The 12646-nt window shown below is 72.1% G+C and carries 12 protein-coding genes; 4 read left to right on the forward strand and 8 right to left on the reverse strand.

From position 1 onward, the window contains the following. Positions 1 to 21: 21 nt before the first annotated feature. The 4 genes from cysD to ACFQBR_RS19040 all read right to left on the reverse strand — a co-directional run bounded on the left by cysD (position 22) and on the right by ACFQBR_RS19040 (position 4664). Entirely contained in the window at positions 22 to 954 is a 933-nt protein-coding gene (gene cysD, locus ACFQBR_RS19025; RefSeq protein ID WP_267948123.1) for a sulfate adenylyltransferase subunit CysD, read from the reverse strand. A 49-nt stretch (positions 955 to 1003) separates the two neighbouring features. After that, the gene (locus tag ACFQBR_RS19030) at positions 1004 to 1795 is read right to left on the reverse strand and encodes a 3'(2'),5'-bisphosphate nucleotidase CysQ (RefSeq protein ID WP_344178913.1); all 792 of its coding nucleotides are present in this window, start codon (positions 1793 to 1795) and stop codon (positions 1004 to 1006) included. A 3-nt stretch (positions 1796 to 1798) separates the two neighbouring features. Continuing rightward, a complete protein-coding gene (locus ACFQBR_RS19035; RefSeq protein ID WP_267948121.1) occupies positions 1799 to 3349 on the reverse strand; it encodes a sugar transferase in 1551 nt (516 codons plus the stop codon). A 334-nt stretch (positions 3350 to 3683) separates the two neighbouring features. Next, positions 3684 to 4664, reverse strand: coding sequence for a DsbA family oxidoreductase (locus ACFQBR_RS19040; protein WP_344178915.1), 981 nt, complete (start codon positions 4662 to 4664; stop codon positions 3684 to 3686). A gap of 75 nt (positions 4665 to 4739) precedes the next feature. On the opposite strand from ACFQBR_RS19040, the gene ACFQBR_RS19045 reads away from it, so the two are divergent. After that, positions 4740 to 5354 (forward strand): TetR/AcrR family transcriptional regulator, encoded by a 615-nt coding sequence (locus tag ACFQBR_RS19045; protein WP_267948119.1) that lies wholly within the window; start codon positions 4740 to 4742, stop codon positions 5352 to 5354. Positions 5355 to 5551: 197 nt separating this feature from the next. Here ACFQBR_RS19045 and pth read toward each other — a convergent pair whose 3' ends face one another. From pth to glmU, 4 genes are all read right to left on the reverse strand, one after another. Next, the gene (gene pth / locus ACFQBR_RS19050) at positions 5552 to 6127 is read right to left on the reverse strand and encodes an aminoacyl-tRNA hydrolase (RefSeq protein WP_267948118.1); all 576 of its coding nucleotides are present in this window, start codon (positions 6125 to 6127) and stop codon (positions 5552 to 5554) included. Between the two features lie 186 nt (positions 6128 to 6313). Beyond that, the gene (locus ACFQBR_RS19055; RefSeq protein WP_344178917.1) at positions 6314 to 6904 is read right to left on the reverse strand and encodes a 50S ribosomal protein L25/general stress protein Ctc; all 591 of its coding nucleotides are present in this window, start codon (positions 6902 to 6904) and stop codon (positions 6314 to 6316) included. A gap of 358 nt (positions 6905 to 7262) precedes the next feature. Then, complete coding sequence (locus tag ACFQBR_RS19060) at positions 7263 to 8231, reverse strand: ribose-phosphate diphosphokinase (protein ID WP_276567185.1); 969 nt, start codon at positions 8229 to 8231, stop codon at positions 7263 to 7265. Positions 8232 to 8248: 17 nt separating this feature from the next. Next, positions 8249 to 9709, reverse strand: a complete 1461-nt coding sequence (gene glmU / locus ACFQBR_RS19065; RefSeq protein ID WP_267948116.1) for a bifunctional UDP-N-acetylglucosamine diphosphorylase/glucosamine-1-phosphate N-acetyltransferase GlmU — start codon at positions 9707 to 9709, stop codon at positions 8249 to 8251. A 597-nt stretch (positions 9710 to 10306) separates the two neighbouring features. Between glmU and ACFQBR_RS19070 the strand changes: the two genes are divergently transcribed. The 3 genes from ACFQBR_RS19070 (at position 10307) to ACFQBR_RS19080 (ending at position 12579) form a co-directional block, all read left to right on the forward strand. After that, complete coding sequence (locus tag ACFQBR_RS19070) at positions 10307 to 11269, forward strand: acyl-CoA desaturase (RefSeq protein ID WP_267948115.1); 963 nt, start codon at positions 10307 to 10309, stop codon at positions 11267 to 11269. A gap of 14 nt (positions 11270 to 11283) precedes the next feature. Then, the gene (locus tag ACFQBR_RS19075) at positions 11284 to 11940 is read left to right on the forward strand and encodes a TetR/AcrR family transcriptional regulator (protein ID WP_267948114.1); all 657 of its coding nucleotides are present in this window, start codon (positions 11284 to 11286) and stop codon (positions 11938 to 11940) included. Between the two features lie 129 nt (positions 11941 to 12069). Next, complete coding sequence (locus tag ACFQBR_RS19080; RefSeq protein WP_267948113.1) at positions 12070 to 12579, forward strand: MarR family winged helix-turn-helix transcriptional regulator; 510 nt, start codon at positions 12070 to 12072, stop codon at positions 12577 to 12579. The last annotated feature ends 67 nt before the right edge of the window (positions 12580 to 12646 follow it).

The following is a 12646-nucleotide window of genomic DNA, read 5'->3' on the forward strand; positions in this document are numbered from 1 at the left end:
GCGTCCGGCGGGACGGGCGGGCTAGAAGTAGCCCTCCTTCTTGCGGTCCTCCATCGCGGCCTCGCTGGCGCGGTCGTCGGCCCGGGTCTGCCCCCGCTCGGTGATCCGGGTCGCGGCGATCTCCGCGATGATGTCGTCGATCTCCACCGCCGTGGACCGGACCGCCCCCGTGCACGTCAGGTCGCCGACCGTGCGGTAGCGGACGGTCTCCTGGAACGGGACCTCGGTCTCGTCGCGCCGGATGATCGGCGAGTCGGCGAGCAGGATGCCGTCCCGCTCGAAGACGCGGCGCTCGTGCGCGAAGTAGATGGAGGGCAGCTCCAGCCGCTCACGCCGGATGTAGGCCCACACGTCCAGCTCCGTCCAGTTGGAGATCGGGAAGACCCGGATGTGCTCGCCGCGGTCGATGCGGGTGTTGAACACGCTCCACAGCTCGGGGCGCTGGTTCTTGGGGTCCCACTGGCCGAACTCGTCGCGGAAGGAGAAGACCCGCTCCTTGGCCCGGGCCTTCTCCTCGTCGCGCCGGGCGCCGCCGAAGGCCGCGTCGAAGCCGTTGTCCTCGATGGCCTCCAGCAGCGCGGAGGTCTGGAGCCTGTTGCGGCTCGCCCAGCGCCCGGTGGGCTCGGAGACCTTGCCCGCGTCGATCTGCTCCTGCACCGAGGCCACCACCAGGCGCACCCCGGCCTCGGCGACCCTGCGGTCGCGGAACTCGATGACCTCGTCGAAGTTGTGGCCGGTGTCGACGTGCATGACGGGGAACGGGACGGCTCCGGGCCAGAACGCCTTCTCCGCGAGGCGGAGCATCACGATGGAGTCCTTGCCCCCGGAGAAGAGCAGCACCGGCCGCTCGAACTCCGCGGCCACCTCGCGCATGATGAAGATCGCCTCGGCCTCGAGGACGTCCAGCTGGGAGAGCTGGTAGCGCCCGGGCGCCTGCTGACTCGCCTGACCCATGAATCCGCCTTAGAGATACCGCACGGCCGACGGCGCGGGGGTCCTTCGGTCAGCCCCCCGCGTGCGGACCCGCGCTGTCCAGGTCCGCGCCGTCGCGGATGCTTGCCAACAACATACCCGACAATTCCGATCGGCATACAAGGACATCGGGGAGTAGCGGGTCGGCTACGTTGTAGCGCAGTTCGGAGCCGTCGATCCGGGAGGTGTGCAGGCCGGAGGCCCGCGCGACCGCCACCGGGGCCGCGCTGTCCCACTCGTACTGGCCGCCCGCGTGCACGTAGATGTCGGCGATGCCGAGGAGCACCGCGCAGATCTTCGCGCCCGCCGACCCCATCGGGACCACCTCGGCGCCGAGCTGGGTCGCCATCCGCTGCACGAAGGCGGGCGGCCGGGTCCGGCTGGCCGTGATGCGCAGCCGCTGGCCCGCCGGGCGCTCCTCGGGCAGCCAGGGCGGGTCGACCGTGGACAGGGTGCTGCCCTGCGCGGGGAGCGCCACGGCCCCCGCGACCAGGTCGCCGTCCTCCCACAGGGCGACGTGCACCGCCCAGTCGGTGCGGCCCGCCTCCGCGAACTCCCGGGTGCCGTCGAGCGGATCGATGATCCACACGCGCCTGGCCCGGAGCCGGGAGTGGTCGTCGGCGCCCTCCTCGGAGAGCACCGCGTCGCTGGGCCTCAGCCGGCCCAGCGCCGAGAACAGGAACTCGTGGGAGGTCCGGTCCCCCAGCGTGCGCAGCACGTCGGGTTCGTCGAAACCGTGCCGGGCGCGCAGGCGCAGCAGCAGCTGCCCCGCCTCGCCGGCCAGGTCGCGGGCCACCTCATGATCGTTTCGGATGCTCTTCACCGGCTAGTATGCTCCCGCCCCACGGATCACCGCTGACCACGTCTTCCACAGGATCTGGATGTCCAGCGTCAGCGACCAGTTTTCCACGTACCGCAGATCGAGGCGGACCGATTCCTCCCACGAGAGGTCGGACCTGCCGCTGACCTGCCACAGACCCGTCAGCCCCGGTTTGACCACCAGCCTCCGGCGGACGTCGTGCCCGTACTGGGCGACCTCCTCCGGCAGCGGCGGCCTGGGGCCGACGAGCGACATCTCCCCCCGGACCACGTTGACGAGCTGGGGAAGCTCGTCGAGCGAGTACCGGCGCAGCCATGCCCCCACGGACGTCACCCTGGGGTCGCGACGCATCTTGAACAGCACACCGTCGTGCTCGTTGCGGGGCTGGAGCATCGCCTTCAACGCCTCGGCCCCGACCACCATGGTACGGAACTTGTACACGGTGAACTCGGCGCCACCCCGGCCCACGCGGGTCTGCGTGAACAGCGCGGGGCCGCGGCCCTCCCCCCGGATGAGGACGAACAGCGCCAGGAACAGCGGGGACAGCAGGAACAGGGCGAGCGCGGCGGCGGAGCGGTCGAAGACCGACTTGAGCACGCGGCGGACGCCCGCCAGCTCGGGGTGCTCCACGTGCAGGAGCGGCAGCCCCGCGACCGGCCGGATGGAGGTCCGCGGCCCCGCGACCTCCATCAGCGCCGAAGCGACGATGATGTCGGTGCCGTTCTTCTCCAGCCGCCAGGCCAGGCGGCGCAGTTCGGCCCCGTCCATCTCGGGGCAGGCGAGGACCGCCACGGTGTCGGCCCCGACGAGGGCCGCCGCGTCGGCCGCGTCCTCGAAGGCGCCCAGGACCGGGCAGTCCTCCACCGCGTCCGTCCCCAGGCCGGCGACGGTGTCGTCCGGCGGCAGGCACACGCCGACGACGCGCATGCCGTGGTAGATCTCGTCGCGGAAACGGCGGATCAGGTCCCCCGCTGCGGCCCGGTGCCCGACGACCACGACGCCGCTCATGCACAGTCCGGAGCGCCGCCTCCGGTGCAGGGCCTTGCGGCGCGCGTACCGCAGGGCGAGGCTGACCAGGGGGACGAGCGGGAGCGCGACGAGTGCGTAGCCGCGCGCCAGGTCGAACGTGACCGCGTACGCGCCGATCGCGACGGACGCGGCGAGCGCGAGCCCGGCCGTGGCGACGCGCCGGTACTCCTCGGTGCCCACGCCGAGGAAGCGCCGGGCGTAGCCGCCGCCCAGGTAGACGAACAGGACCCACGCGAAGGGCAGGAGGAGGGACAGCAGGAGGTGGGTGGAGGCGGCGGACGCCCCCGGTGAGCCGTGGAAGCGGAGGACCGTTCCGCCCAGGGTCGCCGCGAAGGCCGCAGCGAGGTCCAGCGCGACGAGGCTCACCACGTACGGCCGCGTCCAGGATGCGGAGCGCGTCCGCGGCCCGGCGCCTCCCCCGGTGAGCAGCGGACCGATCCCGGCGTCCCGTCCGCCGACGCCGTCTCCGGCGCCGACGACGGTGCGCGCCGGCTGTTCACGGACGGCCTTCACCCCGCTGGTGACCATGCTTCCCCCAAGACCACGGCTGTGGAGCCCTACTTCGAGTCATCACCCCGGGCGCCACTGGCATCGACGCAGAGGGCATGAGCGGGGCGTCTGGTCGGGCGCGCACAGGAACGACGACCCGAACAGTAACCAAAAGTAGTGGAAAAGTCGCGCTGGGTTGCTCATTGTCGGGCAAGAAGACCTGGTCAAGCCAAGAATGTGTCTGTTCCGAGACCCGGAACACCCCGGCGGACACGCCGGGGACGGACAGAAGTGGACCCGGGTAGGGGACGACCGAAACCGTGCGCGGGACGTGACGGCCCGCCCGGGGAACTCGGCCCCGGGGCCGGCTCCGTCAGGCGTAGGACGGGACCATCACCCCCGCCAGGCGCAGGTGGGGCGCGGCCGACTCCTCCTCCCCCTGGCGCTGGAGGGTCCGTCCCAGCAGCAGTCGGGCGTAGGCGTCGTCCGGGGCCTCCTCGACCAGGGCCTCCAGTCCTCGCCTGGCGCGGTTGAGCTGCGCGGAGCGGTAGTGGGCGCGTGCGGCGAGCAGGCGCACGCCCCGGTCGGCGGCATACCCGTCGAGCAGCGGCCGCAGGAGCGTGAGCGCCCCGAGTGGGTCGCCCGAGTCCAGCAGGGCCTCCGCCAGGCGGAAGCGCTCGACCTCCTCAGGGAGGACCCGGGGCGCGTGCCCGGCGGCGGCGACCAGGAACTCACGGATCGCGTCGGGGTGCTGCGCACCCTCCAGCGCGCGGCCGTTGGCGACGAGCGTCGGGGAGGTGCGGACCCCGGCCGCCCGGCCGCGCAGGACCAGCTCACGGACCTCCTCCCCTCCCTCCCCGGCCCGGAGGAGGCGGCCGCCGTCCGGAAGGCCGGCCCCCCGGGCGATCCGGTCGAGGACCGGGGCCGAGCCGATGTCCTCGCCCTCCACGAAGTGGGCGCGCAGGACGCCCTCCACGACGGCGTCCTGGAGCCCGGACCCTCCGGCCCGGCCGGCGAGCAGGACGAGCCTGTGGGCGTCATGGCTGCTGACCCTCCAGGCCGCACCCCAGCGGGGCCCCAGGCCCTCGGACTCCGCGATCTCCGCGACGCGGTCCCGGTTCTCCCCCGGTGTGAGGGCGGGCGCGCACGCCCGGAGGGCGTCGTCCACGGAGGGGTCCTCCAGCAGCGCGCCCAGCGGCTCGCCGACCGCGGGGGCGGAGGGGTCGATCCGGTAAGGACGCCAGACCACCTCCACGGACTCCGCGTCGGGCAGGTCGGCGAGGGCCCGCTCCAGGCGCCGCTTGCCGATGTACATCCAGGGGCAGACCACGTCCGCCCAGACCTCGATTCTCATATTCCGGACCATAACCAACACTTGTCGTTTAAGCAACAGGTGTCTTTTAGTCGTCGCGTGTCCTAGCCTGGAACGGTGAACCCCGAAGACCCGCGCGCCCGCCGCACCCGTGACCGGCTGCGCGCCGCCCTCCTCTCCCTGGCCGCCGAGCGGGAGCTCGCCGATGTGACGATGTCCGCCGTGGCTCGGCGCGCCGAGGTGAACCGGGCGACGGTGTACCAGCACTACGCCGACCTGGACGCCCTCGTCGCCGACGCCATGGACGACGCCGTCGCTCACGTGGCGCGGTGCGCGGCGCTGTGTCCGCTGGACGCCCCGCGGGACCGGCCGCCGCAGCCTCTGGTGGACCTGTTCGCCCACGTGGCCGAGAACGCCGTGCTGTACCGGCGGATGCTGTCCGACCAGGGGAGTCCCCGTTTCGCGAACCGCCTGCGGGAGCGCCTGGCCGGGGAGCTGGCCGCGCGCTTCGCGGCCGGGGAGGGGCCCGCGGGGTTCGACGACGTGCCCGTGCGCACGCACGCCGCGTACCTCGCGGGGGCGCTGGTCGGGGTGATCGCCGACGGCGTCCGCGCCGGAACCGGCGGGCCGGGGCCGGCCGGGGGACGGCCGGGCTCGGAGGAGGGGGACGGCGGTCCGGTCGGCGGGGCGCACGCCCTCGCCCTGGCCACCTGGCGGCTGCTGCGCCGCTGAGGGCCGGGGCCGGGGTCCGGGGCAGAGAGGAGAGGCCGCCCGGGTGGAGGCACCCGGCGGCGGGAGTCGGCCCGGGGAGGAGCGGGCGGCCCGGCCAGGGCGCCCGCCACGGCGGGCGACGCGGACGGGGCCCGGCGGGCGGCCCTCCGGCGGGAGGGCGCGGCCGGGGCCGTCCGTGACCGCTCCCCGGCCGTCCCTCAGGCCGCGGTGTGGAAGATGTTCTGGGCCCGGCCCAGACCGTCGCGGAGGACCGTGCGCACGGCGTCCGCGGCCCGCTCGACGTCCAGGTCCAGCTCGGCGCGCTCGGCCGCGGAGAAGTCCTTGAGCACGTACGCGGCCGGGTCCATGCGTCCCGGCGGGCGGCCCACCCCGAAGCGCACGCGGATGTACTCCGGGCTGGACAGGGACGCCGTCATCGACTTGAGCCCGTTGTGCCCGCCGGGCCCCCCGCCCTTCTTGAGCTTCAGCGCGCCGAAGTCGATGTCCATCTCGTCGTGCACCACGATGATCCGCTCGACCGGCACCTTGTAGAACCTCGCCAGGCCGGCCACCGGGCCGCCCGACAGGTTCATGAAGGTCCGGGGCTTGGCCAGGACCACCGGCACGCCCTCCAGGCGCGTCTCCACCACCTCGGCGTGCGCCTTGTGCGCCTTCCAGCGCTCGCCGCCGGCGAGCGCCCCGACCACCAGGAAGCCGGCGTTGTGCCGGTTGCCCGCGTATTTGGGGCCGGGGTTGCCCAGCCCCACGACGAGCCAGCGCTCGGCCTCGCCCATGTCCCCGCTCCCCCCTTCGGCGCTCCTGCCGCCGCTCCCGCCCGCGGTGTCGCCACCGCCGGCTTCCTTCCTGCCCGACAACGCCCTCAACCAGGTCCACATGGGGCACGACCCTACCGATACGGCGAACGCGCGGCCCCCGTGGGAACCGCGCGTTCGTCCAGATCCGTGGACAGCACCACCGCCCTACTCGGCGGCGGCCTCCTCGGTGGTCTCGGCTCCGGTCGTCGGCTCCTCCTCCACGCGGGGCGCGGAGACGGTGAGCACGAGGGCCTCGGGGTCGGTGACCAGGGTGGCGCCCGTGGGCAGCTTCAGGTCGCCGGCGGTCGGGTTGGCCCCGACCTCCAGGCCTTCGATGTCGAAGTCGACACCGGTGGGGATGTTGGTGGCCTCAGCCTCGACGGTCACGGTGACGAGCTCCTGATTGAGCACACCCGGGGCCTTGACCTCACCGGTCAGGTTCACCGAGATCTCAACCTCGACCTTCTCGCCCTTGGACACGACCAGGAGGTCGATGTGCTCAAGGAAGCCCTTGATGGCGTCGCGCTGCACACTCTTGGGCAGGGCGAGGTTGTCCTTGTCCAGGCCTTCGAGGCGGATCAGGACGTTCGGGGTCTTCAGGGCGAGCATGAGCTCGTGGCCCGGCAGGTTCAGGTGGCGGGGCTCGGTGCCGTGGCCGTAGAGGACGGCCGGCACCTTACCCGCGCGGCGGGCGCGACGGGAGGCGCCCTTGCCGAATTCCGTGCGGGGCTCGGCAGCGATACGTACCTCGGACACGACAAAACTCCTCGGGTTCAACCCCGCAGCACGGGGAACACGACTCCAGTAGTACGAACGATTCCCGCCCTCGGCGGAGAATGCGGCGGGGTCTCCCCTCAGGCAGGGGACGCGACCGCCCTGGTTCCAGGCGTGCCCGGCGAGCCGTCACCGGACCCGTCCGGCCCGGGAACGCTCGTCGCGCACCCCTGCCCGTGCTCCTGAGCGAAGCCGAACACGACTCCACCTGGGCACGGGGACACTCGGTCAAGTCTACTGGCTTCACCGACGACTCAGAACACGCCCCGTCGGCGGGCGCCTCCCGGACCGGGAGGCCGTCAACGGGGCGCGCGGGACTTGGCGGGAACTTGGCGCGGGCCTACTCGAACAGGCTCGTGACCGAGCCGTCCGTGAAGACCTCGCTGATCGCGCGGGCCACCAGCGGGGCGATCGAGAGCTGGGTCAGCTTCTCGAAGGCACGCTCCTCGGGGACGGGGAGCGTGTTGGTGATGATCACCTCGGAGATCCGCGAGTTCTGGAGGCGCTCGGCCGCCGGGCCGGACAGCACGCCGTGCGTGGCGGCCACGATGACCTTCCTGGCCCCCTGCTCGAACAGGGCCTCGGAGGCCTTCACGATGGTGCCGCCGGTGTCGATCATGTCGTCCACCAGGACGCAGACGCGGTCCTTGACCGTGCCGACGACCTCGTGGACCTTCACCTGGTTGGCGACGTCCGGGTCGCGCCGCTTGTGGATGATCGCCAGGGGGGCGCCGAGGCGGTCCGCCCAGCGGTCGGCGGTCCGGACGCGGCCCGCGTCGGGGGAGACCACGGTGATGTCGGAGCGCTCGACCTGGCTGGCGACGTGGTCGGCCAGGATCGGCAGCGCGAAGAGGTGGTCGACCGGGCCGTCGAAGAAGCCCTGGATCTGGTCCGTGTGCAGGTCGACGGCCATCATCCGGTCCGCGCCCGCGGTCCGGAACAGGTCGGTGACCAGGCGCGCCGAGATGGGCTCGCGGCCGCGGTGCTTCTTGTCCTGGCGGGCGTAGCCCAGGATCGGCGTGACCACGGTGATCCGCTTGGCGGACGCGCGCTTGAGCGCGTCCACCATGATCAGCTGCTCCATGATCGACTCGTTGACCGGGTCGGCGTGGCTCTGGATGACGAACGCGTCGCAGCCGCGGACCGACTCCAGGTACCGCATGAAGATCTCACCGTTGGCGAAGGTGTCGAACCGGGTGGGGACCACCTCGATCCCCAGCTCCTTGGCTACCTCCTCGGCCAGCCCCGGGTGTGTGCGTCCCGAGAACAGCATCAGGTTCTTCTGGCCGGTGGCCTTCATGCCGGTCACGTGTTTCTCCCCCACAGTCACTGCTTGTCGTCGGCTCTGTGCCGATCGGCCTTGTCCGCCGCCTCGGCGGAGGGCGTGCCCGGGCGCTTGCGCCGGGTCCAGCCCTCGACGTTGCGCTGGCGGTGCCCCTCGGAGATCGCCAGCGCGCCGGGCGGAACGTCGTCCCTGATCACGGTGCCCGCACCGGAGTAGGCGCCGTCGCCCACGTGCACGGGCGCGACGAAGGTGTTGTCGCTGCCGAGCCGCACGTGGTCGCCGATGACACTCCGGTGCTTGTCCACCCCGTCGTAGTTGACGAACACGGAGGAGCAGCCGATGTTGCTGCCCACGCCGATGTCCGCGTCCCCGACGTAGGTCAGGTGCGGGATCTTGGATCCGGCGCCCACGTTCGAGTTCTTGATCTCGACGAAGGCGCCGGCCTTGGCCCGCCCGGCCAGGCGGGTGCCCGGTCGGAGGAAGGTGTAGGGGCCCACCGTGGCCCCCGGGCCGATCTCGGCCCGGTCGGCGGTCGTCTCGCGCACCTGGGCGCCCTCGCCGACGACCGTGTCCCTCAGGTCGGCGCGGGGGCCGACGACGGCGTCCTCGCCGACGACGGTGGCGCCGAGCAGGCGGGTGCCGGGCTCGAGCACGGCGTCGCGTCCGATCCGGACCTGCGCGTCCACCCACGTGGAGGCGGGGTCCACCACCGTGACGCCCGCGAGCATGTGCTCGGCGAGGAGGCGGTCGTTGAGGACGCGGCGGGCCTCGGAGAGCTGGACACGGTTGTTGACGCCCTGCACCTCGTGCCAGTCCTCGGCGATCCAGGCGCCGACCCGGTTCCCGTCCCCGCGCAGGAGCGCGACCGCGTCGGTGATGTACTCCTCGCCCTTGGCGTTGTCCGTGGACAGGCGCTTGACGACGGCGGACAGGAGCGCTCCGTCGAACGCGTACATGCCCGAGTTGATCTCGTCGATCGCGTGCTGCTCCGGGGAGGCGTCGGCGTGTTCGACGATGCCGGTGAAGTCGCCGTCGCCGTCGCGCACGATGCGCCCGTAGCCGTGGGGGTCGGGGACGCGGGCGGACAGCACCGTGACGGCGTTGCCCTCCTTCTCGTGGGCGGCCACCAGCTCCGAGAGCGTGGAACCGCGCAGGAGCGGGGTGTCCCCGCACGTCAGGACGACGGTGCCGGCGAGCTCGGTGCCCTTGGCGGCGAGGTCCTCGACCGCCATGCGCACCGCGTGGCCGGTGCCGTTCTGCTCCTCCTGGACCGCGGTGGCGGCCTCGGGGGCGACCTCCGACAGGTGGGACCGGACCTGGTCCCGGGCGTGGCCGACGACCACGACCGAGTGGTGGGGGTCCAGTTCGCCCGCGGCCGCGAGAACGTGGCCGAGCATGCTGCGGCCGTTGAGCTCGTGGAGGACCTTGGGAAGCTTCGACTTCATTCGGGTGCCCTCGCCCGCCGCGAGGACGATGACGGCAGCCGGACGGTTCACGCTCACTGAAGGAGACCCCTCGTGATAGCTGGCATTGAACTGTCGGCTCACCCTTCGGCGGCTCGACCCGCGTGCCGCGCGGGCGGCCGTCGGATGACCAGCGGCCGACATGGGAAGGATACATGCGTGTCACAGGCGTCCTGCGGGCACGTGACGCCGGGGTGGGGAGCGGGGGCCGGGCCGGGCCTGTGGCGTCGGGTTCCGGGGCGTTCTGTGAGATGCGCCGCGCCACCGGGCCGGGCCCGGCGCCGGGGCGCCCGGGGCGTCCGGGCGCAAGGGCCGGGGTTTCCCTCGCGCGCACGGGGATAGGGGCGGGGAAGGGAACGGGTGGAAGGCTCCCGGACCAGGGCTCGAACCTGGACGATGGGGACCAAAACCCCACATGCTGCCGATTACATCATCCGGGAAGGCAGGGGGCGCGCACACATCGCGCCCGTACGCCAGGCACCAACATAGCGCCTCCGGTGGAGGGCTTGCCAAACCTACGGGGTCGTAGGTTACGGTTACGTAGGAATAGGTTGGGCCGTCGCGACGGGTGCTCCGCGCCTCTCGGACACCGTCCGACCGCGAGGACCCTGCCGTGACGACGAGGTGTGTACGACCATGACCACTGCTGCCGAGCTACCGACCGAGAACGCCGAGGGGAAGCGCGAGGCGATCCCCGAGTACGAGCCGGAACTGCGGGGCAGGGCCGAGCGCTTCACCGTCTTCGCGTTCGTCTTCGTCCCGCTCATCGCCCTGCTCGCCTCCGTCCCCTTCTTCTGGGGATGGGGCCTGAGCCTCACCGACATCGCGATCGCGTCGGTCTTCTACCTCATCAGCGGCCTGGGCATCACGGTCGGCTTCCACCGCCACTTCACCCACGGCTCCTTCAAGGCCAACCGCCCGCTGCGGATCGCGCTCGCGGTCGCCGGCTCGCTGGCCATCGAGGGCAGCGTCATCAAGTGGGTGGCCGACCACCGCCGCCACCACAAGTACGCCGACGCCGAGGGCGACCCGCACTCGCCGTGGCGCTTCGGGGACGACTGGAAGTCCGTCGCCAAGGGCCTGTACTACGCGCACATGGCCTGGATGTACCTGGACGACAAGAAGACCTCTCCGCGCCGCTTCGCCCCGGACCTGCTCAAGGACAAGGACATCGTCCTCGTCGACAAGCTGTTCCTGCCGATCGTGCTCTTCTCCCTCGGCGCCCCCGCCCTCATCGGCGGCCTCGTGACCATGTCCTGGTGGGGCGCGTTCACCGCGTTCTTCTGGGCGAGCCTGGTCCGCGTGGCGCTGCTGCACCACGTCACCTGGTCCATCAACTCCATCTGCCACACCATCGGCGAGGAGAACTTCGAGGTGCGCGACCGCTCCCGCAACGTGTGGTGGCTCGCCATCCCGTCGTTCGGCGAGTCCTGGCACAACCTGCACCACGCGGACCCGACCTGCGCGCGCCACGGCGTGCTCAAGGGCCAGATCGACATCTCCGCCCGCGTGATCTGGGCGTTCGAGAAGCTCGGCTGGGCCACGAAGGTCCGCTGGCCCAACAACGACCGGCTCGCCGCCAAGCGGGTCAAGGTCTAGGATCGATAGCCATCATGGGAGCAGCCGACAGCGAGCAGAAGGTCCGCGTGCGCCGCAAGCGCATGACGGGCAAGGAGCGTCGGCAACAGCTGTTGGAGATCGGCCGGGAGCTGTTCGCCGAGCGCGGGTTCGACGCGACCTCCGTCGAGGAGATCGCCGCACGGGCCGGGGTGTCCAAGCCCGTCGTGTACGAGCACTTCGGCGGCAAGGAGGGGATCTACGCGGTCGTGGTCGACCGTGAGATGCGCACCCTCCTGGAGATGATGGGCGAGGCCCTCACCGCCGACAGCGCACGGGGCAAGATCGAGAAGGCTGCGCTGGCCCTGCTGCGCTACGTGGAGGAGAACACGGTCGGGTTCCGGGTGCTGACCCGCGACTCCCACGTGGCCTCCGGCACGGGAAGCTTCGCCAGTCTGATCAACGACATCGCCAGCCAGGTCGAGCACATCATGGTCGACGAGTTCGCCGAGCGCGGCTACGACCCGGCGCTCGCCCCGATGTACGCGCAGGCCCTGGTGGGCATGTGGGCGCTGACGGGCCAGTGGTGGCTCGAGGTGCGCAGGCCCAAGCGCGAGGTGGTCGCCGCGCACCTGGTCAACCTGGCCTGGAACGGGCTCGCGAGCCTGGAGCCCAAGCCGAGGCTGCAGACGAGGCGGCGGGGCGGGGGCTGACCCCCGTCCCCCGGCGCACCGGGGGACGGGCCCGCCGCGGCCCGTCCCCCGCGCCGCTGCCGCGAGCGGGACGCGGGAAGTGCGGCATACCCGCCCCACTATCTTGATGTCAAGAGATAGGCTGTCCCCATGCGCGATGAGGTGGATGGGCTGATCGAGGCGTGGCGCTCCCAACGCCCGGACGTGGACGTGACACCCCTGGAGGTGTTCAGCCGTGTGTCCCGGCTCGCACGCCACCTGGACCGCGCCCGGCGCACGGTCTTCACCGAGCACGCACTGGAGCCCTGGGAGTTCGACGTGCTCGCGGAGCTGCGCCGCTCCGGTCCCCCGTACGAGCTGAGCCCCGGACGGCTGCTGCGCGCCACCCTGGTGACCTCCGGGACCATGACCAACCGGGTGGACAGGCTGGCCGCCGCCGGCCTGGTCAAGCGCCGCCCCGACCCCGACGACAAGCGCGGGGTGCTGGTCCGGCTCACCGAACGCGGCGCCGAGCGCATCGACGCCGCCCTGGAGTCGCTCCTCAGCTACGAGGAGACGCTTCTGGCCCCCATGCCCGACGGCGACCGGCAGCAGCTGGCATCGTTGCTCAGATGCCTTCTGGCCCCCCTCGACAGAGACCCCTCCCGACCGCAGGGCTAGGGCGTGTTCCGCGGAACGTCCCGGGCTCGCGGCGATCGGCGCGAGCGCCGGGACCGCCGGAGGCATC

It is taken from the genome of Nocardiopsis tropica, from assembly GCF_042660575.1.
Taxonomy (GTDB): Bacteria; Actinomycetota; Actinomycetes; order Streptosporangiales; family Streptosporangiaceae; genus Nocardiopsis; species Nocardiopsis tropica.